Annotated in this window: 19 protein-coding genes; 12 read left to right on the top strand and 7 right to left on the bottom strand. The window is 69.7% G+C overall.

Annotated elements, in window-relative coordinates; genetic code table 11:
- The first annotated feature begins 726 nt into the window (after positions 1-726).
- The 5 genes from HYV14_12310 to HYV14_12290 all read left to right on the top strand — a co-directional run bounded on the left by HYV14_12310 (position 727) and on the right by HYV14_12290 (position 5,742).
- Positions 727-1,128: a hypothetical protein gene (locus tag HYV14_12310; GenBank protein MBI2386783.1), complete on the top strand. Its 402-nt coding sequence runs from the start codon at positions 727-729 to the stop codon at positions 1,126-1,128.
- A 100-nt stretch (positions 1,129-1,228) separates the two neighbouring features.
- Complete coding sequence (gene radA / locus HYV14_12305; protein MBI2386782.1) at positions 1,229-2,641, top strand: DNA repair protein RadA; 1,413 nt, start codon at positions 1,229-1,231, stop codon at positions 2,639-2,641.
- A 71-nt stretch (positions 2,642-2,712) separates the two neighbouring features.
- On the top strand, positions 2,713-3,711 hold the full coding sequence (locus HYV14_12300; protein MBI2386781.1) for a PIN domain nuclease: 999 nt from the start codon (positions 2,713-2,715) through the stop codon (positions 3,709-3,711).
- On the top strand, positions 3,708-4,865 hold the full coding sequence (ispD, locus tag HYV14_12295; GenBank protein ID MBI2386780.1) for a 2-C-methyl-D-erythritol 4-phosphate cytidylyltransferase: 1,158 nt from the start codon (positions 3,708-3,710) through the stop codon (positions 4,863-4,865). The genes HYV14_12300 and ispD overlap by 4 nt, the downstream gene beginning before the upstream one ends.
- A gap of 7 nt (positions 4,866-4,872) precedes the next feature.
- On the top strand, positions 4,873-5,742 hold the full coding sequence (locus HYV14_12290) for a DMT family transporter (GenBank protein MBI2386779.1): 870 nt from the start codon (positions 4,873-4,875) through the stop codon (positions 5,740-5,742).
- Here HYV14_12290 and treS read toward each other — a convergent pair.
- From treS to HYV14_12265, 5 genes are all read right to left on the bottom strand, one after another.
- Positions 5,739-9,089: a maltose alpha-D-glucosyltransferase gene (treS, locus tag HYV14_12285; GenBank protein MBI2386778.1), complete on the bottom strand. Its 3,351-nt coding sequence runs from the start codon at positions 9,087-9,089 to the stop codon at positions 5,739-5,741. The genes HYV14_12290 and treS overlap by 4 nt on opposite strands.
- 47 nt (positions 9,090-9,136) lie before the next feature.
- The gene (locus tag HYV14_12280; GenBank protein ID MBI2386777.1) at positions 9,137-9,910 is read right to left on the bottom strand and encodes a slipin family protein; all 774 of its coding nucleotides are present in this window, start codon (positions 9,908-9,910) and stop codon (positions 9,137-9,139) included.
- On the bottom strand, positions 9,907-11,229 hold the full coding sequence (locus tag HYV14_12275) for a nodulation protein NfeD (protein ID MBI2386776.1): 1,323 nt from the start codon (positions 11,227-11,229) through the stop codon (positions 9,907-9,909). Before HYV14_12275 ends, HYV14_12280 begins: the two co-directional genes overlap by 4 nt.
- A 76-nt stretch (positions 11,230-11,305) precedes the next feature.
- A complete protein-coding gene (locus tag HYV14_12270; GenBank protein MBI2386775.1) occupies positions 11,306-12,487 on the bottom strand; it encodes a M23 family metallopeptidase in 1,182 nt (393 codons plus the stop codon).
- Entirely contained in the window at positions 12,480-13,022 is a 543-nt protein-coding gene (locus HYV14_12265) for an OmpA family protein (GenBank protein ID MBI2386774.1), read from the bottom strand. Before HYV14_12265 ends, HYV14_12270 begins: the two co-directional genes overlap by 8 nt.
- A gap of 84 nt (positions 13,023-13,106) precedes the next feature.
- On the opposite strand from HYV14_12265, the gene HYV14_12260 reads away from it, so the two are divergent.
- From HYV14_12260 to otsB, 6 genes are read left to right on the top strand one after another with little or no spacing between them, the layout of a single operon-like run.
- The gene (locus HYV14_12260) at positions 13,107-14,012 is read left to right on the top strand and encodes a LysR family transcriptional regulator (protein ID MBI2386773.1); all 906 of its coding nucleotides are present in this window, start codon (positions 13,107-13,109) and stop codon (positions 14,010-14,012) included.
- Between the two features lie 13 nt (positions 14,013-14,025).
- Complete coding sequence (locus tag HYV14_12255; protein MBI2386772.1) at positions 14,026-15,270, top strand: ABC transporter substrate-binding protein; 1,245 nt, start codon at positions 14,026-14,028, stop codon at positions 15,268-15,270.
- Complete coding sequence (locus HYV14_12250) at positions 15,270-16,106, top strand: sugar ABC transporter permease (GenBank protein MBI2386771.1); 837 nt, start codon at positions 15,270-15,272, stop codon at positions 16,104-16,106. Before HYV14_12255 ends, HYV14_12250 begins: the two co-directional genes overlap by 1 nt.
- Positions 16,103-16,939, top strand: coding sequence for a carbohydrate ABC transporter permease (locus HYV14_12245; protein ID MBI2386770.1), 837 nt, complete (start codon positions 16,103-16,105; stop codon positions 16,937-16,939). The genes HYV14_12250 and HYV14_12245 overlap by 4 nt, the downstream gene beginning before the upstream one ends.
- Before the next feature lie 4 nt (positions 16,940-16,943).
- The gene (locus HYV14_12240) at positions 16,944-17,960 is read left to right on the top strand and encodes an ABC transporter ATP-binding protein (protein ID MBI2386769.1); all 1,017 of its coding nucleotides are present in this window, start codon (positions 16,944-16,946) and stop codon (positions 17,958-17,960) included.
- Entirely contained in the window at positions 17,957-18,667 is a 711-nt protein-coding gene (gene otsB / locus HYV14_12235) for a trehalose-phosphatase (GenBank protein MBI2386768.1), read from the top strand. The genes HYV14_12240 and otsB overlap by 4 nt, the downstream gene beginning before the upstream one ends.
- Here the strand turns inward: otsB and HYV14_12230 are convergent.
- Together HYV14_12230 and HYV14_12225 are read right to left on the bottom strand one after the other, a co-directional pair.
- Positions 18,664-20,862 (bottom strand): trehalose-6-phosphate synthase, encoded by a 2,199-nt coding sequence (locus tag HYV14_12230; protein MBI2386767.1) that lies wholly within the window; start codon positions 20,860-20,862, stop codon positions 18,664-18,666. The two genes, otsB and HYV14_12230, sit on opposite strands and share 4 nt — an antisense overlap.
- A gap of 103 nt (positions 20,863-20,965) precedes the next feature.
- Positions 20,966-21,961, bottom strand: a complete 996-nt coding sequence (locus tag HYV14_12225; protein MBI2386766.1) for a hypothetical protein — start codon at positions 21,959-21,961, stop codon at positions 20,966-20,968.
- Positions 21,962-22,060: 99 nt separating this feature from the next.
- Between HYV14_12225 and HYV14_12220 the strand changes: the two genes are divergently transcribed.
- Positions 22,061-22,471, top strand: coding sequence for a universal stress protein (locus HYV14_12220; protein ID MBI2386765.1), 411 nt, complete (start codon positions 22,061-22,063; stop codon positions 22,469-22,471).
- Positions 22,472-22,588: the final 117 nt, after the last annotated feature.

Here is a 22,588-nt window from a genome sequence, read left to right as displayed (position 1 = left end):
ACCTTCGCCGGGCGGCGTCGACGCCGCGGCCGGCGGTTCGATCGGAGAGTCTTCGGTCGCGGGCGGCGTCGGTGCCGATGCGGCGGCGGGAAGTTCGAACAGGGAAGATTCCCGGGGAGCTGGGACCGTCGCCGGCGCAGCCGAGGACGGCGCGATGAAACGCACGACGTCGCGCCGCGGCTCTTCCGTGCGCCGAGAGGCGACCAGGCGCTCGACCTCCCAGACGCGTTTTCCCGCCGCGGCGCTGACGAGAGCGGCCGCGTCGGGCTCCTTCAAGAAGGGATGCAGCAAGGCGATCGATTCGAGGGTGAGACGTCCTTGGCGAAGCAGAGGCCCGATCGGCGGGAACAGCTTGAGGGATCGGGCGGCGCGGATACGGCGGTACGCCGCCGCTTCGGAGAAGCCGAGTTTGTGCACGCAGCACTCGAACAGAGAAACGTACGAATGGTCTTTGTAGAGTCCGCGCCGATCGGTCTCCGCCAAAGTTTCGACGAGGTCGCAAGTCGCGCCGCGCTCGATCTTGGCAAGCTCGAGGAGGCGCGTCCACAATTCCTCGGCGGAGAGACGAGAGATATCCACATGATTCACGATTTCACCTCCAAAAACTGTTGTCAACAACAGTTTTTACCGTCTATAGCAGACGATCGAGCCCCCGGAAAAGTTGCATCGCAAAATCGTCGCGCGGCCGCGATGGACGGCGCGCCGGGCGTCTGTTATAAGAGTCGCATGCGGTTCGCGCCCTTGGCCGTCGCTCTCGTCCTGACGTGCGCGACCTCGCCCGCGCGCGCGTGGGAGGCGAAGGCGGGCAGGGTCGCCGAGCGCCTGAGCCGGCCGCGGGTCCCGCCGGCGTCCCCGAGTTGGAGAAAGCCCGGCTGGGCGAAAAAGATCCGCGCGCCGGAGGACAAGGTCTTCTGGGCCGAGGAGCACGCGGGCAGGACCTACGTGTTCGGCGTCGGCCTCGTGCGCGGCGTGGACAACCCCGGCCTGCGCGCCTCCGCGGCCGCCGACCGCGCGCGGGCGAGCCTGCTCGAGGGAAAGGAGGGGGCCTTGCTCGAGGGCTCCGAGATCCTCGACTGGCATCTCGACCGCCGCGGCGACCTATACGCGCTCGCGGTCCTGATCCGCTAGGGAACTTTTCCGGGGTCCCGATCGTATTAGAGGGAGGAGGTCTAAAAAAACCGACAATCGAACACTTGTTCGAAATCGGAAAATCAGCTATACTCCGGCCATGGCCAGACTGAAAACCGTCTATCGCTGCCAAGCCTGCGGGCACTCCGCGAGCAAGCCCATGGGCCAGTGCCCCGGCTGCTCGGAGTGGAACTCGATGGCCGAGGAGGTCGTCGAGGCCCGGCCCGGCGCTTTGGCCGAGACCCTCGCCGCGTCCGGGGCCTCCGGCTCCGGCGGCCCCGGCCAGTTGACCGCCTTCTCGTCCGCCGTCACCGCGCTCAAGGACGCCGCCGAGACGCCGGAAAAGCGCACGCCCGTCGGCATGGCCGAGCTCGACCGCCTGTTCGGCGGCGGCATCGTCCCCGGACAGGTCATCCTGCTCGCCGGCCCTCCCGGCATCGGCAAGTCCACCCTCATGCTCCAGGCCGCGGCCAGGCTCGCCGAGAAGGGGCCGTTCCTGTACGCCTCCGGCGAGGAGAGCCTGCGCCAGGTCTCCAGCCGCGCCAAGCGCCTCGGCCTGTCCTCCGAGCAGCTGTACCTCGTCTCCGAGTCCTCGCTGTCCAAAATACTCGCCGCCATGGAGCAGGTCAAGCCGTGGGCGATGGTCCTCGACTCCATCCAGACCGTGACCCACCCGCAGCTCGCCTCGAGCCCGGGCTCCGTCGGCCAGGTGCGCGAGTGCGCCGCCGAGCTCGTGCGCGCCGCCAAGGCGAAGGACACCGTCGTCTTCCTGCTCGGCCACGTGACCAAGGACGGCTCGCTCGCCGGCCCCAAGGTCCTCGAGCACCTCGTCGACACCGTGCTGTATTTCGACACGGACAATCACGACGTGCTCCGCGTCCTGCGCGCCCAGAAGAACCGCTTCGGCCCTACCGACGAGCTCGGCTTGTTCGAGATGGGGGAGGCCGGTCTCAAGGAAGTCAAAGACGCCACCGCCTTCTTCGCCGCGGAGCTCGGCCGCGCCGCCGCTCCGGGCCGCTCCGTTTCCGTCGCGCTGGAAGGCTCCCGCCCGGTCCTCGTCGAGGTGCAGTCTCTGGTCGTTCCGACCCGATACCCTTTGCCCCGCCGCATGTCCACCGGCCTCGACCTCAACCGCGTCCTCGTCCTGCTCGCGGCGATGGAGCGGCACATCGGCCTGCGCCTGGAGGACCGGGACTGCTTCGTCAGCCTCGCCGGCGGCCTGCGCCTGAAGGACCCCGCCCTCGACCTCGCCGCGTGCATGGCGGTCGCCGGCTCGTGGCGCGACAAGTCGGTCCCCTCCGACCTGGTCCTGCTCGGCGAGGTCAGCCTCCTCGGCGAGGTCGCCCGCGTCCCGCAGCTCGAGCTGCGCCTGCGCGAGGCGGCGAAGGCGGGTTTTAAGCGAGCGCTGGTTCCCTCGAGAGCCGCCAAAGACCTGCCCAAGACCCTCGGCCTGACGGTGACGGGGGTCGCGGACCTGCGCGAGGCGGCGGAAGCCGCTTTCGGCGTCGAGTAGCGGCTCCCGATTTCGTAGAATAGGCCCGTTCATCCCGTTATAACCTCCGTCGGGGGCATCCCATGTATACCGTGATATTCCGTCTCGCCGTCATCCTCATCTGTCCCGCCATCGTCTATTTCGGAAAGATCGCCCCGACCCCGGCCGGCCTCGGCATCGGCTTCGCGGTCGGCCTGTTCATCGTCGGCATCGAGTACATGGTCGCCGAGCTCAACCTCCTGACCTTGATCACCGGCGTGCTCGGCATCGCGGTCGGCATCATCACCTCGCGCCTCGTGGACTACTCGGTGTTCCAGATGGGCAATGAGGAGATCTACAAGGTCTGGGACAAGTACTCCCTGCTGCGGTTCTTCGGGTTCGGCGTCCTCGGCTTCGTGATCGCGCTGCGCAAGGCGCCCGAGCTCGACGACCTCGACAAGGACCTGCTCAAGATGGGCAAGAAGCGCGGCTCCGACCTGAAGATCCTCGACTGCAACGCGATCATCGACGGCCGCGTCGCCGAGGTCGTGGAGACCCATTTCCTGTCGGGGACTTTGGTCGTCCCCCGGTTCGTGCTGACCGAGCTCCACCGCCTCGCCGACGCCGAGGACCCGATGAAGCGCGCCCGCGGCCGCCGCGGCCTCGACATCCTCGCGCGCCTGCAGGAAGGCCACGTCGTGCCCGTGCGCATCCTCGACAAGGACGTCCCCGAGATCGCCGAGATCGAGGGCAAGGTGGTCAAGCTCGCCCGGGAGATGGGCGCCCGGATCGTCACCACCGACTTCAACGTCAACAAGGTGGCGACCCTCGAGGGCGTGACCGTCCTGAACGTGAACGACTTGTCCTCCGCCCTTAAAACGGTGGTCCTGCCCGGCGAGACGATGAGCGTGTTCGTCATGAAGGACGGCAAGGAGCGCGAGCAGGGCGTCGGCTTCCTGGACGACGGCACGATGGTGGTCGTCGAGGACGGCCGCCGCTCCGTCGGCAAGCGCCTCGAGGCGACGGTGACCTCGATCCATCAGACCTCCAACGGCCGCATGATCTTCGCGAAGGCCCGCCCGGAAGCCCGCCCGGAGCGCCAGGCGGCGTGATGCGCGCCGCCGCGATCATCGTCTCGGGCGGGTCGGGCTCCCGCATGGGGCGCCCGAAGCAGTTCCTGCCGCTGGCGGGCTCCACGGTCGCGGAGCTCTCGCTCGAATGCTTCGCGGGCATGGACGAGGTCGAGAGCGTCGTGCTCGTCCTCGGCGAGGACTCGTTCAGGGAGCACGGAACGCGCCTCGCCGGCGGCAAGGTGAAGGTCGTCCTGGCGGGCCCGACGCGCATGGGCTCGGTGCGCAACGGCTTCGCGGCGTTGCCTCCCGGCGTCGAAGTCGTCGCCGTGCACGACGGCGCTCGTTCCATGATCACTCCGGAGGTCGTGCGCGCGACCTTCGCCGAGGCCGCCAAGTCCGGGGCGGCCGTCGCCGCCGTTCCGGTCAAGGACACGTTGAAAATCGTCGAGCGAAGCGAGATGATCGTTTCCGAGACGCCCGACCGCTCGCGTTTCTGGGCCGCGCAGACGCCCCAGACCTACCGCTATTCGATCCTGAAGGAAGCCCTGGAGAAGTTCGCGGGCGACGCGGACGCCACCGACGAATCCCAGCTCGTCGAGCGCTGCGGCCACAAGGTCGCGGTGGTCGAGTCGACCTACGAGAACTTCAAGATCACCACCCCGGAGGACATCACGATGGCGGGCGCGATCATCGAGGCCCGCGCGGGCGGGCGCCGCGAGAGCCGGACGGGATTCGGCTACGACATACACAAGCTCGTCGAGGGACGCGAGCTGTGGCTCGCGGGGATCAAGCTGCAGCATGACAAGGGTTTGCTCGGCCACTCCGACGGGGACGCGGTCCTGCACGCGTCCTGCGACGCGGTGCTCGGGGCGCTCGGGCTCGGGGAGATCGGCATCGCCTTCCCGCCCACCGACCCCAAGTTCAAGGGGCTGGCCTCGAAGGACATCGTGGCCAACACCTTGGGAAAGCTCGCCGCCTGCGGCGGCGAGCTGATTCACCTCGACGCGACCCTCATCGCCGAGGAGCCCAAGCTCAAGCCGCACTACGAGAAGCTCAAGGCCTCGCTCGCCGCGCTGTTCCGTCTGCCCGAGTCGCGCGTGAGCCTGAAGGCCAAGAGCAACGAAGGCCTCGACGCGATCGGCCGCGGCGAGGCCATCGCCTGCCACGCCGTCGCCACCGTCCTCGCCCGATAGCGCCGGGGTGCCTTATTTCCTGATCGCGGTCTCCAACATCCTCGGCGGCTCGACCTACGCGGTGACGACCGCGGCCCTCGCGGGCTTCCCCGAGAAGGACCTGATGCTCCTGCGCATGGCGCTGTGCGCGGCCTTGTTCGTCCCGTTCGTCTGGCGGGGCCGCGGGCGCCTGGCGCGCGCGACCCGCGGGGACTGGGCGCGCATCGCCGCCGTCGGGCTGTTCGGCTATGCCCTGCCGCTGGCGCTGGGCACCTACGGGGTGAAGCTCTCCTCGGCCACGAACGCGTCCTTGCTCGTGGGCATCGAGCCGGTCACCATCGTCCTGCTCTCCGCCCTCTTCCTGGGCGAGGCCCTGACGGGGCTGAAGGTCCTCTCCCTCGTCCTGGGCGTGACCGGGGCGATGTTCATCGCCTTCCAGGGGTTTCCGAGCCTGTCCGGAGTCTTCACGGACCGTCTCAAGGGAGACCTGATCCTGGCGACGCACGGCTCCTGCTGGGCGCTGTACAGCGTGCTGGGCAAGTCCGCGCTCAAGCGCGTGGACCCGCTCGATTTCACGGCGGTCACGTCGATCATCGGCTTCGCCGGCGTGGCCTTGTGGGCGGCGCCGGGGGCGACCCCTTCGGCCTGGGCGGCGGTCCCGCCCGCCGCCTGGCTCGCGATGAGCTATCTCGCCGTCGCCGGCGGCTTCCTCGCCGTCATCCTGTGGAACGTCGCGCTGAAGAAGGTCGAGGCGTCGAGGGTGGCCAACTTCATCTTCCTGCAGCCTGTCGTCGGCGTCCTGCTCGGCGTGGGCCTGCAGGGCGACCCGCTCACGCGGTGGAGCATGGCCGGCGGCGCGCTCGTCCTCGCCGGCATGTACGCCGCCTCCCGCTCCTAGCCCGGGCCGAGCAGCTGGTCGAGCCCTTTGAGCGGGATGATCGCCCATTGCGGCTGGGTCTCCAGCTCGTGCTGGATCTCGCCGAGGGCCCTGTTGATCATCATCGCCTCGAGGATCAGGTTCGTCTCCTCGCGGCTCTTGGGGAGGACCTTGCTGTCGCCCATTTTCGCGAGGTAGGAGTTCAGGAACGCGGCCGAGACCCAGCGGCTCCAGAACCGCGCCCAAGGCTCGAGGCGGGCCGCGTCTTCGGCGCGGATGACGCCGACCCGGCCCAGCAGGATCGTGTAGACCGCGTAGTCGAAGGAGCGGAGCATGCCGGCCACGTCGCGCAGCGGAGACCGTTTGATGCGGCGTTCCTGCAGCGACTGCGACGGCGGTCCTTCGAAGTCGAAGATCTGGAAATCGCTGCCCGTGTAGAGCAGCTGCTTGAGATGGTAGTCGCCGTGGCAGCGGATCCTCCGGCCGGAAAGCCTCCTGCCGATGAGCGCGTGCAGGCGCTTCTGGACCTCCTCGCTCCGGCCGAGGATCGATTCCGCCAAATGGCGATGCGCCTCGGGGACCTCCTTGAGCTTCTTGCGCAGCAGGTAAAGGGACTCGTTGGCCCGGTTGCGCAGCGACTGGTACAGCGACCTCTGGTACAGCTCGGAGAAGTCCTCGGGGGAGAATCCCGGCTCCGCCGGCGAGTCGGACAACGCCAGATGGAGCTCCGCGGTGCGCAGGCCGAGCAGCTTGGCGGTCTCCAGGGAATCGCCGAGGCGCTCGAGCGCGAGGGGCGTCGGCGCCGCGTCGGCCGGTCCGAAAGGCTGGGCGGGAGGAGTCGCCGTTTCTTTGGGAAGCTCGGCCGTCGCGGGGATGTCGTCGAAATAGCGGCGCAGGGAGTCGAGGATGTACTGCCAGGCGTCCCCCCGGTTCGGGACGAAGCAATGGAGGACCGCGAGCAGGCTCGGCTCCCCCCGGCGCGGGCGGTAGGTGATCTCGCCGGCGAGCGCCGGCGAGGAGTGGAAGCCCCTCTTCTCGAGATACCGCCCGATCTCCGCGTCGGGATTCTGCCCTTCGTAGTGCCGGCGGTACAGCTTGAGGATCAGGCGGTCGCCGAAACGGATCGAGGTGTTCCGCTGGATGGTCTTGGCCAGGGAGGCCTCGGGCTGGGCCTGATCGCCGATCACGGCTTCGAGCGACGGCAAGGCGCTCAGGGCGATCTCTCCGTGGCGTCCCTTGAGACGCCGCCCCTCCCGGATCCCCGTCAGCAGGGCCCCGCAGAAGGCCGGATCGTACATCGCGTCGAAGAGGACGCCCTCGGCGCCTCGCCCCGCGCCCTTTCCGCGGATCAGGGCCACGACGGAGAAAGGCTGCTCCTGCCGGATCTTCTCGGCCTTCTCGCCGTCGGCGAAGGCGAGGGGCAGCACGTAGGTCTCGGACGGCGCATCGAGGAATTCCGCCTCGATGAGGCAGACGCGGGCGCCGGATTTATCCCCGGCGCCCAAGACCGTCTCCTCGACGAGGCGGACCGACCGCAGCTGATGGGATTTTCCCTCGAACCAGTGCCGGACGCGGAGATGGGTCGCCAGGGCCTCCCGGAGATCGGGGGCCGCCCTCTCCGAGAAGACCTCCGTCCACGATTCCGAGCAGCGCAGCGCCGGCGCCGAGGGCGCCGCGGCGCCGTCGACTCCCGGGACGGTGGGCTTCCTGATCCTGAACCAATAGAAGGAATGAGGGCCCAAGGTGAGCCGGTAAGGCTCGTCCTTCACCGGCGGGAACTCGAAGCGGCCGAACATCTCGACGAGGCTCAAGCCCTTGAACCTCGACAGGTCGAGCTCGGCGAGCTCGACGAAGCGGGAGAGGTTGGCCACGACGAGGATGAGCTCCTCGTCGTGGGACCGGACGAAGGCGAAGATCTTCCGGTTCTCGCAGCCGACGAACGACATCGACCCGCGGCCGAAGGCCTTGTAGCGCTTGCGCAGGTCGATGAGGCGCTTCGTCCACCAGAACAGCGAATGGGTGTTGTTCTGCTGGATGTCGACGTTCACGGCCTCGTAATGGTACTCGGGGTCGATGCCGATGGGCAGGTAGAGGGATTGCGGGTTGGCGCGGGAGAACCCGGCGTTGCGGTCGGCGTTCCACTGCATGGGCGTGCGCACGCCGTTGCGGTCGCCGAGGTGGATGTTGTCGCCCATGCCGATCTCGTCCCCGTAGTACAGGACCGGCGTCCCCGGCAGGCTGAATAGCAGGGCGTTGAGGAGCTCGATCTTCCGCCGGTGGTTCCCGAGAAGGGGGGCCAGCCGCCGGCGGATGCCGAGGTTGATCCGCGCCCGGGATTCCTTGGTGTAAAAACGATACATGTAGTCCCGTTCCTCGTCGGTCACCATCTCCAAGGTGAGCTCGTCGTGGTTGCGCAGGAAGAGCGCCCACTGGCCGCGGTCGGCGACGTCGGGCGTCTGCTCGAGGATGTCCACGACGGGGGAGCAGTCCTCCATGCGCAGGGCCATGAACAAGCGGGGCATGATGGGGAAGTGGAAGGCCATGTGGCATTCGTCGCCTTCGCCGAAATAGGCGGCCGCGTCCTCCGGCCATTGATTGGCCTCGGCCAGGAGCATGCGGTCCTTGTATTTCCGGTCGACGTGCCGCCGCAGTTCCTTCAGGAAAGAGTGCGTCGCCGGCAGGTTCTCGCAGGTGGTTCCCTCGCGCTCGAAGAGATAGGGGACGGCGTCGAGCCTCAGGCCGTCCACGCCGAGGCCCAGCCAGAAGTCCAGGGCCTTGAAGACGTGCGCGCGCACGCCGGGGTTGTCGAAATTGAGGTCGGGCTGATGAGAGTAGAACCGGTGCCAGTAGTAGGCCTTGGCCACCGGGTCCCAGTTCCAGTTCGAGGTCTCGAAGTCCGAGAAGATGATCCGGGCGTCCCGGTATTTCTGGGGGTCGTCGCTCCAGACGTAGGACTCCCGCTCGAGGCTTCCCACCGGTGCCCGGCGCGCCTTCTGGAACAACTCGTGCTGGTCGGAGGTGTGGTTGAGGACCAGCTCGGTGATGACCTTCAGGCCCCGGCGGTGCGCCTCGCGGAGGAACTCCTTGAAGTCCTCCAAGGTCCCGTAGTCGGGATGCACGCCGAAGAAGTCCGAGATGTCGTAGCCGTCGTCGCGGAGGGGGGACGGATAGAAGGGCAGGAGCCAGATCGCGGTCACGCCGAGGTCCTGGAGGTAGTCCAGCTTCTGGGTCAGGCCCGCGAAGTCGCCCTTCCCGTCCCCGTTGCCGTCGAAGAACGCGCGGACGTGCAGCTCGTAGATGACGGCGTCCTTGTACCAGCCCGTCGGGGCCGTGATTGTTCTGGCCCTCGTCCGTCGCTGCGTCGTCATCGAAAGGTCGGCCTCCGGCGTCTGCGCGCTCATCGGGATTCTACCGTTTATGCGGGCGATCCGTCCTTGTCGAGCTTCTTCATGACGGCCTGGATGAGGTCCATCGGCAGGGGGAAGAACAAGGTCGTGCTCCGCTCCCCGCCCAACGTCTGCGCGGTCTGAAGGAAGCGCAGCTGCATGCCCGCCGGCTGGGCGCTGAGTATGCCCGCCGCCTCGGCCAGCTTCAGGGACGCCTGCATCTCGCCCTCGGCGATGATCACCTTGGCGCGCCGCCCGCGTTCCGCCTCGGCCTGCTGCGCGATCGCGCGCTGCATCTGCTCCGGGATCTGCACGTCCTTGACCTCCACGACGCTGACCTTGATCCCCCAGGAGTCGGTCTGCTGGTCGATGATCTGCTGCAGGCGCTGGTTGATCTTGTCCCGCTCGCTGAGCAGCTCGTCGAGGTCGGCCTGCCCCACCACGCTGCGCAAAGTCGTCTGCGCGATCTGCGAGGTCGCCACCATGTAGTTCTCGATCTGGTTGACGGCCTTCGAGGGGTCCAGCACCCGGAAGTAGCACACCGCGTTGACCTTCGCGGGGATGTTGTCCTTGGTGATGAGCTCCTGGACCGGGACGTCGAGCGTGACGGTGCGCAGGTCCACCCGGACCATCTTGTCGACGGCCGGGATCAGCAGGACGAGGCCGGGCCCCTTGGCGCCGATCAGGCGGCCGAGGCGGAAGACGACGCCGCGCTCGTATTCGCGCAGGATGCGGATCGCCTGCCCCAGCAGCACGATCGTGATGACGACGGCCGGCATCAGCAGGCTGAGAATTTCGATCATGGTTTTTTCTCCTTGAGTTCCTCGACGCGCAGCAGGTTCCCGGCGACTCCGACGACTTTCACGCGCGCGCCCTTCTCCACCCGGGCGGGGGCCTCCGCCGTCCACAGCTCGCCGTTGATGAAGATCATGCCTCCGGGATCGAGCGCCTCCCGGGCCTCGCCCGTCCGCCCGACGAGGGTCTCGACGCCGACCGCCGGCTTCAGGCGGCGGGTCTTGAGCAGCTTGGAGACGACGAGCAGGACGAAGGCCCCCGTCGCCGCCGTGATCCCGACGACGACCTCGAGCGAGACCCGGAAGTAGGCGTCGCTGGCGTCGAACAGGAACAGGCTGCCGAGGACCAGCAGTATGAGGCCTCCGATCGACAGCAGGCCGTGGGACGGGATCTGGAGCTCGAGGATCAGGAGCACGACGGCCAGGACGATGAGCAGGAGTCCCGCGTAGTTGACCGGCAGTATGCTCAGGGAGTAGCCCGCCAGGATCAGGCAGGTCAGCCCGACGACCGCGCCGAAGCCCACCCCGGGGCTGCCGAACTCGTAGATCAGGCCGTAGATCCCGATCATCAGGAGGAGAAGGGCGAGATTGGGGTTCGCGATGACCTGGAGGACGCGGCGCAGGGGGGCCATCGGGAAGTCCCGGACCTCCGCCCGCGCCAGATTCAGACGCCCTTTGCGCCCGCGCTTGTCGAACCGGCGCCCCTCCAGCTTCCGGAACAGCTCCTCCCGGTCGGCCGCGACGACCTCCACCACCTTCTGCGCCAGAGCCTCCTCGGCCGTCAAGGACACGCTCTCGCGGACGGCCTTCTCGGCCCAGGCGGCGTTGCGGCCCTTGTCCGACGCCAGCACCCGGACGTAGGCCGCAGCGTCGGAGACCGCCTTCTCGCTCAAGAGGGAAAGGCGCGCGCCTTTCGGCTCGGGCTTGCCCTTGGCGGGCGGGCCGCCCTCGCCGCCGATCGCCACGGGATGCGCGGCGCCGAGATGCGTGCCTGGGGCCATGGCCGCCGCGTCGGAGGCCATCAGGATGAAGACCCCGGCGGAGGTGGCGCGGGCCCCCGGAGGCGCGACGTGGACGATCACCGGCACGGTCGAGTTGAGCATCGCCGAGACGATCTCCCGCGTGGAGTCGAGCAGACCGCCGGGAGTGTCCAGCTCGATGAGCACGGCTTGCGCCCCTCCCGACTCGGCGGCGGCGACGCCGTCCTGGATGTGCCGGCTCATCGGCGGGGTGATCGGCCCGCGGGCCTCGAGGCGGAGCACGCGCCCGGGCGGGACCGCCCCGGCGAAGCCGGCTAAGACAAGGGCAAGGAGGCAGGAAGCGAGCACGGTAAGAGCATCGCTCTATCGGCGCCCCGGGACCATTGCCGCGCCGTAAAAATTTTGTCCCCTGGCGCCGGCGGCGTCAGGTCGACGAGGCGTGGAAGACCGCGCGGTATCGGTCGCGCGCCGCGGCGAACGCCGCGCGGCGGGTACGCTCCACCGTATGCGCGAAGGGCAGGTCCAGCGCGAGGAAATCCGCCCAGCGTCCGTGCTTCTCGATCTGGAAGTGCAGATGCGGGCCGGTGGCCAGTCCCGTCGAGCCGACGTAGCCGATGACGCGGCCCTGCTCCACGCGGGCCCCTTTGCGGATGCCGCGGCCGAACCGGGTGAGATGGGCGTACAGCGTCGTGTAAACGCCGTCGTGGCGGATCTTGACGACGTTGCCGAAGCCGCGCTCGTGATGCGCCGCCGTGACGACGCCGTCCGCCACCGCGGACACCGGCGTGCCGGTCGCCGCCGCGTAGTCGGTGCCGTGGTGGGGGCGGTTGACGCGCAGGATGGGATGGCGCCGGTTCCGGTCGAAGCCGGAGGAGACGCGGGCGAACTTGAGCGGCGCCCGCAGGAACATGCGTCGCAGGGACTCGCCCGCCGCGTCGTAGTACTCCCCGTCGAACAGGACGGCCGTGCGCTTCCGGGTCGTCCGGCCGTCGTAGGCGCACGCCTCGACCGAGCGCCCGAGCACCCGGCCCGCGGCGGAACGCTCGCTCCACGCGACGGAGAACCGGTCCCCGTCCCTCGTCTCGGAAAGGAAGTCGACGGTCCATTGGAAGGCTTCGGCGAAGCGGACGATGACCTCCGCCGGCACGCCGGCCGATTCCATCGACAGCCACAGACTGCCGTTGATCTCTCCTTCGGCGCGGCGCTCGGTCACCGCGATCGGGTCCCGCCGGGATCGCGAGCGCAGCGTCCCTCCGGGGCCGGGCGTCACGATCGCCCGCCTCTCGCCGTGCGCGAGGGTCAGGTGCAGGAGGCCGCCGTCGGCGCCGCGCACCAGGCGAAAGCGGTCGCTCGGGCGCAGGCGTCGGGAGTCGAGCGCGCGGCCCACGGCGCCGGCGAGGGCCGCCGCTTCGGCCGCGCCGCAGCCCGCGTCGCGCAGCGCCCGGGGGATGAGGCGATTGCCGAGCTCCTCCTCGACGATGGAGGGGCCGAGTCTCGGCTCGGGGCGGAGCGCGGCCGTCTCCAGGATCGCGTGCGAGCGGGCGCCTCCCCATACGAGGGCCGCCGCCGCGCCGTACAGCAAGGTCCGGCGAACGGCGTCACTCATGCCGCTTGGGGGCCCCGGGCTTGCCGGCGAGCGCGGCCTTGACCTTGCTCAGCGCGCGGCGGTTGCGCTGCCAGCAGGCTTCGTTCGCTTCCGGGCACTCCGGCTTTTCCTTGCCGAGGGACAAGGTCGCGATCCGTCCGCCCGGGATGCCGAGCGCGAGGTAGTAATCGCGGACCGCCTTGGCGCGCTTCTGGCCGAGAGCCAGGTTGTAGGGGATGGTCCCGCGCTCGTCGCAATGGCCCTCGACGAGCACCTCCCAGCTGCGGTTCTCCTTGATCGCGGCGGCGTTGCGCTTGAGAGCCGCCCTCGCCTCCGCGGTGAGCGCGTCCCGGTCGTAGTCGAAGCGGATCGCGGCGAGCTCCGAGGTCTCCACGTACAGCGAGCCCCGGATGCGGGGCTCCTCCGTCGAGGCCGCGGCGCGGGCCGCCGCGGCGGCCGCCGCCGCGTCCTTCGCGGCTTTCTTCCCGCCCGCGCATGCGCACAGGGCTGCCAGGGCCGCCAGGCACGCCGTCCGTCCCAATCGATGGATGTTCATGGTTTGATTGTAGCTGGGAAAAATAGATTTAAAAAATAGATAATGATCATGTAAGTCATAGATATTAAGAATGAGAGCGCCGTCGTGATCCCGATCAATTACCACCACCTCTACTACTTCTGGATCTCCGCCAAGGCGGGGCGCATCGGCGCCGCGAGCCGCGAGCTCCGCCTGGCGCAGCCGACGCTCAGCCTCCAGCTCCAGCAGCTGGAGCGTTCGCTCGGCTGCCGCCTCCTCGAGCGGGGCCCTCGGGGGGTGACCTTGACCGCCGAGGGCCGGATCGCCTTCGACTACTGCGAGAGGATCTTCTCCCAGGGCGACGAGCTGGCGGCGGCGCTGCAATCGGGGGGCGTGTCCGGGCCCGCCGTCCTGCGCCTGGGCGTCTCCGAGTCCGTCTCCCGGGGGGCGGTGACGCAGGTCCTGGAGCACCTCCACAGGGTCGACGCGCATCTGCGGGTGAGCATTCTCGGCGCCACCTCCGAGGAGCTGCGCCAGCGGCTGGGGCAGCACCGGCTCGACCTGGTGGTGTCGCACGTCGACTTCACGCCTCAGTTGGGCGTCGAGTTCACGGGCCGCCTGGCCGGGACCATCCCGATCCATTTCGTGGGGACCCCGAAGGTGGCCGCGAGGATCGCCCGGTTCCCCTCGGACCTCGCCCGCGTGCCGATGATGCTCATGTCCCCGGACAACCCGGCGCGCAAGGAGATCGACCTCTTCCTCTGCCGCCACGCCGTCGCGGTCTCGGTCGACGTGGAGACGGAGGACGCCGAGCTCATCCGTTATCTCGCCCTGCGCGGCAAGGGCGCGGCCGCGCTCGACGCGCTGACGGTGCGGGAGGACCTGGCGCACGGGAGACTGCGCAAGCTCCATCCGCGCGGACCGGCGGTCAAGGAGCGCGTCTGGTTCATCTGCGGGCGCCACCCGAAGCCGAACCCCGCGCTGCGCCGGGCGATCGAGAGCCTCACGGACAGATTCGTTCTTCGCGTATAGTAGAATGCGCGCAATGATCCGGCGGCTCATCCTGGTTCTCCTCGCCTTCTCCCCGGCGGCTTGCGGCCGCTCGGAGCCCGACGACGGGAAGATCCACGTCCGCTACCTGGCCAGTCCCGACGTCGGCGGCTTCTCCAAGGTCATCATCGAGCGCTTCGAGCGCGTCCACCCGGGCGTCAAGGTGGACATGATCGAGGGGCCCGCCGCCGGGGACGCGCGCGAGAACATGTACTCCACGGCCTTCATGGGGAAGGACGATTCCTACGACCTCGCCTACGTGGACGTGGCGTGGGTGCCGAAGTTCGCGGCCCAGGGCTGGCTGAGGCCTTTGGACGAGCTCATCGCGCCCGAGAAGCTGGCCGCGTTCCTTCCCGGCGATCTCGAGGGCTCGCGCTATCAAGGCAAGCTCTACCGCCTGCCGGTCCAATCCGACGGGGGCATGCTCTACTACCGGAAGGACCTCCTGGCGGCGAAGGGCATCCCGGTGCCGCGGACCTGGGAGGAGCTCGTCGCCGCCGCGAAGAAGACGCGCACCACGGCGATCACGGGGTTCGTCTTCCAGGGCAAGCAGTACGAGGGCTTGGTCTGCGTCTTCCTGGAGCTGGTCTGGGGCTTCGGAGGCGACCTCCTCGATCCCTCGGGCGCCGTCCGCATCGACGAGCCGCCGGCTGTCGCCGCGCTGAGCGCCCTCGTGAACGCGATCCACGTCGACGGGATCGTTCCTCCGGCCGTTCTGACCTATCAAGAGGAGGAGGCGCGCAACGTCTTCCAGGAGGGCCGCGCGGTGTTCATGCGCAATTGGCCCTACGCCTGGAACCTGATGCAGAAGGAAGGCTCCCCGGTGCGCGGGAAGATCGGCGTCGTGCCCATGGTCTCCGGCCCCGGCGGCCGGCCCGCGGCGACCTTGGGCGGCTGGGGCTTCGCGGTCTCCGCCTATTCCCGCCGTCCCAAGGAGGCCTTTCAGGTCGCCGAGTTCTTCGCCTCCGAGGACAGCCAGAAGCTGGCGTTCCTCAAGGGGGGCATACTCCCCTCGCGCAAGGCGCTGTATGCCGATCCTGAGGTGCTCGAGGCCGCGCCGCACATGAAGGACCTCGGGCGCGTGCTCGCGGGCGCGCGTCCGCGTCCGATGCACCCGCGCTGGCCGCGCATGTCGGACGCCCTTCAGATGCACGTCTCCGCCGCCCTTTCCCGCCAGGAGACCCCCGCCGAGGCGCTCAAGGCCGCGGCCGTCGAGATCCGCGCGGCGGCGGCCCGTTGATGCGCGACCACTCCCGCGCCGGCGCCGTGAACTGGCTCTACGCCGCGCCGGCCCTGCTCGTCATGGCCGTCGTCAGCCTTCTCCCCATCGGCTATACCTTCCGGCTCGCGGGCGAGTATCACCGCCTGTGGGTGGACACGCGCTTCTGGCCCGTCGTGCGCACGACGTTGAGCCTCACCGCGGTGACGGTGGCCCTCGAGCTCCTGCTCGGCCTCGCGATGGCGCTCGTGCTGTGGTCGCCGTTCCCGGGCCGGGGACTCGTGAGGGCGGTCGTGCTGATCCCCTGGGCCCTGCCGACCGCGGTCATGGCCATGGCCTGGCGCTGGATCTTCAACGCCGACTCCGGCGTCATGGGGGACCTGATGTTCCGGCTCGGCCTCGCCGCCTCGCCGCAGGTGCCGTGGCTCGCCGACGCGACGAGCGCCTTTTGGGCCATCGTGCTGGCCGACGTCTGGAAGACGACGCCGTTCATGGCCGTCCTGCTCATGAGCGGACTGGCCGCCATCCCCGACGAGCTCTACGAGGCCGCGGCCATCGACGGCGCCGGGCCCGTCCGGCGCTTCCTCGTCGTGACCTTGCCCCTGCTCAAGCCGACCATCGTCGTCGCGGTCATCTTCCGCGCCATCCAGACCTTCGGTCTCTTCGACCTCGTCTTCGTGCTGACGGGCGGCGGCCCCGGCGGCCGGACGCAGACGATCGCGGTCTACGCCTACGACGTGGTGTTCCGTTATCAGGAGCTGGCCTACGGCTGCGCCCTCGTCGTCGCCATGGCGCTGTGCCTCGTGCTGATGACCTCGCTCATGCTCGCCGCGTCCCGCCGTGGAGGCGCGAGGTGAGGCCCACCGCGCGCGGCCGCGCGCTGTTCGCCCTCGCCGTCGCCGCCGTCGCGGCCTGGAGCCTCGCCCCGTTCCTTTGGCAACTGATCACCTCGCTCAAGCCGGCGGCCGAGGTCGCGGCGGTGCCCGTGCGCTACTGGCCCTCGACGCTCGACCTCTCGAGCTACGCGCAGATGTTCAGGGCCCGGCCCTTCGCCCTCTATATCTGGAACAGCTTCGTCGTCGGCGTCGGGACCACGGCGCTGACGACCGCCCTCGGCGTCTGCGCGGCCTACGCCTTCTCGCGCCTGGGTCTGCCTGGCGGCCGGGCGGCGCTCATCGCGATACTCGGGCTCTCCTTGTTCCCGGGAACCGTGCTGATCGTGCCGCTGAAGATGCTCGCCGCGAAGGCGGGGCTGCTGAACAGCCGCCTCGGCCTCGTCATCGCCTACACCGCGCTGAATCTGCCGTTCGCCGTCTGGGTGCTCAAGGCCTTCTTCGACCGCCTCCCCAAGGACATCGAGGAGGCGGCCTGGCTCGACGGCCTCTCGCGCTGGCAGACGCTGTGGATGATCGTGCTGCCGCTGGCGGCGCCGGCGGTGGCGACGACGGCCATCCTCGTCTTCATCTTCTCATGGAACGAGTTCCTGATCGCGCAGACCTTGGTCTCGCGCGACGCCGCCCGCACCGTGCCCGTGGGCATCGCCATGCTCTCCGGCGTCACGGTCTACGAGGTCCCGTGGGGGCAGATCGCCGCGGCGGTGGTGGTCACGACGCTTCCGGTCGTGGCCATGGTGCTCGCCTTCCAGCGCCGCATCGTCGAGGGTCTCACCGCGGGAGCGGTGAAAGGATGATCATATGGCCGAGGTGAGAGTCGAAGACGTGCGCAAGGCGTTCGCGGGCGGACGGCCGGTGCTCGACGGCGTGTCGTTCACGGTCGCCGACGGCGAGTTCGTCTCCTTGCTCGGACCCTCGGGCTGCGGCAAGACCACCTTGCTGCGCATCATCGCGGGGCTGGAGTTCGCGGACTCCGGCCGCCTGTCGATCGGCGGGCGCGAGGTCTCGGACGTGCCGCCCAAGGACCGCGACATCGCCTTCGTCTTCCAGAACTACGCCCTGTATCCGCATCTCACCGTCTCGGAGAACGTCGCGATGGCCCTCAAGCTCCGCGGCACGCCCGCGGACGAGATCGCCCGGCGCACGGCCGACGCGGCCAAGCGCCTCGGCCTCGAGACCCTCCTTCATCGCCGTCCCGCCGCGCTCTCCGGCGGCCAGCGCCAGCGCGTGGCGCTTGCGCGCTCGCTGGTGCGCGAGCCGCGGGTGTTCCTGCTCGATGAGCCGCTCTCGAACCTGGACGCGGTCCTCCGGGAGCGCACGCGCGGCGAGCTCAAGCTCCTGTTCAAGCGGGTCAAGGGGACCGTGGTCTACGTGACCCACGACCAGGTCGAGGCCATGACCATGTCCGACCGCGTGGTGCTCCTCCACGAGGGCAAGATCCAGCAGGTCGGCGCGCCCGAGGAGCTCTACCGCCGTCCCGCCAACGTCTTCGCGGCGACGTTCCTGGGAGCGCCGCCGATGAACATCGTTCCCCGGGCCGAGGCGGAGCGCTCGGGCCTGTTCGCGGACCTCCCGGCGGGCGACGTCCTGGCCGGCGCGCGTCCCGAGGAGCTGAGGATCGGCGAGGGGCGGGAGGCCGCGGTCGTCCTGGTCGAGCCCGTGGGCTCGCACACGGTCCTCACGCTCGACGCCGGCGGCGCGTCGCTGCGGGCCGTCGTCCCCGGGACCTGGAGCGGCGGCGCGGCCTGCAAGGTCTCCGTGCCGCCCGGCGCGGCTCATTACTTCGACGCGGCGACCGGCATCCGGAGGTCGCCATGAGCGGGCGTCTTCTCGTCGCCCTCGACTTCGACGGGACCTTGGCCGCGCTCAAGCGCGACCCGGCCGCGGTGCGCCTGAGCGCCGCGCGCCGGACTTTGATCGCCCGCCTGGGGCGCAAAGCGGGGGCGCGGGTCCTCATCGTGAGCGGGAGGCCGCAGGCTTTCCTCCGGCGGGCGCTCGCCGGCTCCGGCGCGGCGTTGTCGGGAGAGCACGGCTGGGTGCTGGAGGGGATCGGCCCGCGCTGGCGTCACCCCCGGCTCGGGCTGCGCTCCCGTCAGGCGCGCGCGCTGGCCGCCGCCGCGCGCGCGGCCGTCCGCGATCTCCCCGGCGTGCGCGTCGAGGCCAAGACGGCGGCGGTGGCGGTGCACTGGCGCCGGGCTCCCCGCGTGCTTCGCGATCCGGCCGCCCTCCGGAGGCTTCTGGCGGCGCTCCTGCCGTCCGGCTGGCGCCTGGCGGGGGGCAAGAGGATCTGGGAGTTCCGGCCGGCCGACGCCTGGGGCAAGGGCGAGGCCGTCGCCCTCGCCGCGCGGCGCCTGCGCGCCCGCGTCGTCTTCATCGGCGACGACGAGACCGACGAGGAGGCCTTCCGCCGTCTCGGGCGGGGCGCGATGACCGTGAAGGTCGGCTCCGGGCCGACCCGCGCGCGGGAGCGCGTGCGCGGCCTGGCGGGCGTGGACGTCATGCTGAAGCGGCTGGCGCGCGTCTAAACCGGCTTCCCGTCGAGCCGCACGCGCGCCAGGTCGTCGACGAGGCGGGCGCCCCAGCGGTAGATGTTGTGCTCGCGGATGCCCTCGCGCATCGACTCCCAGCGGCGGCGGCGCTCCTCCGGCTCCATCTCGACGGCCTCGCGCAGGGCGTCGGCCACGCGCTCGACGTCGTACGGATTGACGATCAGCGCGTCGCGCAGCTCGCGCGAGGCGCCGGTGAAGCGGCTCAGGATCAAGGCACCCGGCTCCTCCCGGTCGGCGGCGACGTACTCCTTGGCGACGAGGTTCATGCCGTCGTGCAGCGACGTGACCGCGCACACGTCCGCGACGCGGTACCAGCGCGCGACCTCGGTCCGCTCGTGGTGGGCGACGGCCAGCACGATGGGCTTCCAGTCCTTGTGCTCCTTCGAGGCGAAGCGCGCGTTGATGCGCTCGGACTCCTTCTTGACGTCCTCGACGAGGTCGCGATAGCGCGGGATGTTCGTGCGGCTCGGCGCCCCCAGCTCGACGAAGACGAAGCGTCCGAGGTACGCGGGGTTCGCCTCGAGGAAGCGTTCGACCGCCAGGAAGCGCTCGACGATGCCCTTCGTGTAATCGAGCCGGTCCACGCCGAGCGCCAGGATCGTCCCCTTCGCTCCGACCGAGTTCATCAGCTCTTCCTTGGACGGCAGCGTCCCCGCGTCCTCCTCGAGGGCGACGCTGATCGGATACGGCTTGACCATGGTCGAATGGTCGCCGCGGCGGACCGCGAAGTGCTCCCAGTCGATGCGGCACTGGAGCGTGCGGTCGACGGTCTCCAGGAAGTTGTTGCAGTGATACTGGATGTGGAAGCCGAGGACGTCGGCTCCGAGCATGCCGTCGAGGATCTCGCGCTGCCAGGGGCAGATGTCGAACGCCTCCGGGTTCGGCCACGGGATGTGCCAGAACAGGGACACGCGCGCGTCCGGGCGCGCCTCCTTTATCATGCGGGGCAGGAGGGCGAAGTGGTAGTCCTGGATCAGGACGCAAGGCTCGTCGACGCCCTCGATCTCGGAGAGGACCGCGTCGGCGAAGAGACGGTTGACGGCGTGGTACTGCTTCCAGTCCTCGGCCCGGAACTGCGGGCGGGCGTGGGCGATGTGGCACAGCGGCCACAGGCCCTCGTTGGCGAAGCCGTAGTAGTAGCCCTCCTCCTGCTCCTTCGTGATCCAGACGCGGCGCAGGGAGTAGCGCGGCTCCTCGGGCGGCACGCGCACGCGGTCGGACTGGTCGACCGTCTCGCGATCGGCGTCGCCGGCGCCGTGCGCGACCCAGGTTCCGCCGCAGGCCTTCAGGATCGGCTCGACGCCGGAGACGAGGCCGCTCGCGGGACGCAGGACCTTGATCGAGCCGTCGCGGCGGACGTGCAGGTAGGGCTCGCGGTTGGCGACGACGATCATCGGCCGGCCGCGCAGGCGCTCCTTGGCGTGCTCCTTGAGACGGTCGGGCGTCCAGATGGACTGGCCGCTGTGGCGCAGGCGGGCCTCCGCCTCGGCCGCCGAGCGGGCGGTCTCCAGGCTCTTGGCGAGGCCCGCGGCCTCGGAGGCGAGCGGGCCGAGCAGGCCGCCCTGCGGCGGCGCCGCTCCGCGGCCCTCGCCCGCGCGCTGCAGGCGCATCCACTCCGCGGTGCGCTCGATCGGGGCGAGGATGTCGAAGCGCACGATCCAGAGCGTGATCGCCGTGATCAGCAGGACCTGCGTGAGAAGGCGGAAGAAGCCGCGCCGCCAGACCTCGCGCACGCCCGCCTCGACGTGGGTGGCGTCCTGGAACACTGCGAGGAAGCCGGGCGTGTTCTCCAGGGGCGCGGCGCAGCGATGGAGCGAGCCTCCCGGGATCAGGCCGCAGTCGATGGCGCCGTCGGCGCGCGGAGGCGGGGAGGATTCGGGAAGCCCCGCGGTCGAGACGACGGTCCTGCCGTCCGGCGCGTGCAGCGAGATGCCGCGCAGGCGGCGGCGGCCGCCGAACTTGTCGGCGATGCGCGTCAGGGCCTTCGCGTCGGCGCGCTTGGCGAGCGGCTCGGCCGCCTCGCGCAGGCTTTCCGCGAGCAAGGCGCCGCGGTGGTTCAGCTCCTCGAGGAGATGGGCGCGCTCGCCGCGGGCCTGATAGAAGGTCCAGCCGGCCGAGACGAGGGCCGCGGCAAAGACGATGGAGACGATGAGCCGTGTGGTGACGCGCATGAAAACCGTGGATGGCGGCCCGACCATCCGATCCTCCGGAGCAAAGACGCTCCGGACCCTTAAGTTATTATCGCAATTTTAGGGGACGAGATTGGAAGCCAGTTCAGACGCCGCGCGCTCGGTACAGCATCCATAGAAGACCCAGGATCAGAAACGCGATCATCCCGGCGGAAGGCGCCATGAACCAGCGGTTCTTGCGCGGCTTGAGCACCTGCCCCGCCACGCCCAGGGCGGTCGCCGAGATGACGGCGAAGGCGGTGAGCGCGTGGTAGGGGCGCACGGCCGCGAAGAACGGCCCGGGGAACGCCCAGTCGAGCGGGAGGAACAGGACCATGTTGAAGGCGTTGCTGCCGAAGATGTTCCCGAGGGCCAGGTCCGGGGCCCCGAGGCGGAGGGCCGTGATCGTCGCGACCAGCTCGGGCAGCGAGGTGGCCAGGGCGAGCGCCGTGGTCCCGACGAAGGTCTGGCCGAGTCCGCTCAGCGCCGCCAGGCGCTCGGCGGCGTGCGACAGGCGGGGCGCCGTGAGGAGGATCACCGCCGCCGCGGCGAGATAGCCGAGGATCGGCCGGACCAGCGCCCGCGTGAAGCGCGGCGCCGGCCGGGTCGACTCGGGCGCGATGTCCTCGAGGTCCTGGTCGAGCCAGGTCAGGCGAAGCCCGACCAGGTAGACGGCGAGCAGGCTCCAGGAGAACGCGCCCGCCCCCAAGAACTCCGGCCCGCCGCCGGATACGGCCGCGAGCCCGACCCAGGCGGTCAGGAACAGGGCGTGCAGGGCGGAGAGCGCGTGCTGCCGGGAGTCGGCGCCGAACGCTCGTCGCGGCGAGAACCCCGCGGCGTCGACGACGGCGAGGATGAGCAGGTTCATCAGGCTGCTGCCGAGCAGGTCGCCGGCCGCCAGGTCGGGGTTGCCCTGGCGGACGGCGCTCAGGTCCACGCTCAGCTCCGGAAGCGAGGTGGCCCCGGCCAGGAACACGCTGCCGACGAGCACGCGCCCGAGCCCGCTCAGCTCGGCGATCTTGTCCGCGCAGCGGGTCAGGACGGTGCCGGCGGCGAGGATCGCCAGCCCGCTGACGAAGAAAACGGCCAGAGCTTCGGTCACGGTCGGAGCCTACCTAATTGCCGCCGCGCCGGGAAGGCCGGACGTGTGTCGGAAGGGTGCATGGCTGTTGCGTTGCGGCCCGCTGCCAGAGGAGAATCCATGCGCGCGAAGCGAAGCAACAGGCCCAAAGTCCTTTTGGCATGGGACATCGAGAATCCCGCTCCGGCGGCGCTGTCCGCCGTGCGGCGGCTCATTGAAGGCGGGGCGAAGGCGAGGGCGGTGTACGTGGGATCGCCGTCGTTCAAGGCGATGCCCGAGTGGGACCGAAGGACGCTGCGGGCGGCCTGGCGGGAGAAACTCCGGAAGCAGGGCATCGAGCTGGCGTTCGAGGAGGGCGGCGTCATTCCGCGGCTGCTGACGTTCATCGATGAGGCCAAGCCGGACCTCGTCGTCCTGGGAACCAAGTCCTCGGGCTGGATCGAGAGCCTCCTGCTCGGATCCGTCGCCAAGAGCGTGCGAAGGCGCTCCTCGGCGCCGGTGCTGATCGTGCCGGCCGGAAAACGGGGCTAGACCGCTCCGCTGGGCCGTCAACCTCGGCGGATGAAGAACAAGACGGCGAAGGCCATGATGGCCATGGTCAAGATCGGCATGATCCCTCCGTGCGGCGGCCGTTCGGTTCGTCCGACA

Source organism: Elusimicrobiota bacterium, assembly GCA_016182905.1.
Lineage (GTDB): Bacteria > Elusimicrobiota > Elusimicrobia > UBA1565 > UBA9628 > GWA2-66-18.
This window is presented reverse-complemented; position numbering and strand designations above follow the sequence as displayed.

Bases quoted from the DNA above. Each gene is read 5' to 3' on its own strand.
- treS (MBI2386778.1), bottom strand. From the start codon at position 9,089: ATGACGACGCAGCGACGGACGAGGGCCAGAACAATCACGGCCCCGACG.
- radA (MBI2386782.1), top strand. From the start codon at position 1,229: ATGGCCAGACTGAAAACCGTCTATCGCTGCCAAGCCTGCGGGCACTCC.
- HYV14_12240 (MBI2386769.1), top strand. From the start codon at position 16,944: ATGGCCGAGGTGAGAGTCGAAGACGTGCGCAAGGCGTTCGCGGGCGGA.
- HYV14_12270 (MBI2386775.1), bottom strand. From the start codon at position 12,487: ATGAGTGACGCCGTTCGCCGGACCTTGCTGTACGGCGCGGCGGCGGCC.
- HYV14_12310 (MBI2386783.1), top strand. From the start codon at position 727: ATGCGGTTCGCGCCCTTGGCCGTCGCTCTCGTCCTGACGTGCGCGACC.
- HYV14_12280 (MBI2386777.1), bottom strand. From the start codon at position 9,910: ATGATCGAAATTCTCAGCCTGCTGATGCCGGCCGTCGTCATCACGATC.
- HYV14_12220 (MBI2386765.1), top strand. From the start codon at position 22,061: ATGCGCGCGAAGCGAAGCAACAGGCCCAAAGTCCTTTTGGCATGGGAC.
- HYV14_12250 (MBI2386771.1), top strand. From the start codon at position 15,270: ATGCGCGACCACTCCCGCGCCGGCGCCGTGAACTGGCTCTACGCCGCG.
- HYV14_12230 (MBI2386767.1), bottom strand. From the start codon at position 20,862: ATGCGCGTCACCACACGGCTCATCGTCTCCATCGTCTTTGCCGCGGCC.
- otsB (MBI2386768.1), top strand. From the start codon at position 17,957: ATGAGCGGGCGTCTTCTCGTCGCCCTCGACTTCGACGGGACCTTGGCC.
- HYV14_12265 (MBI2386774.1), bottom strand. From the start codon at position 13,022: ATGAACATCCATCGATTGGGACGGACGGCGTGCCTGGCGGCCCTGGCA.
- HYV14_12255 (MBI2386772.1), top strand. From the start codon at position 14,026: ATGATCCGGCGGCTCATCCTGGTTCTCCTCGCCTTCTCCCCGGCGGCT.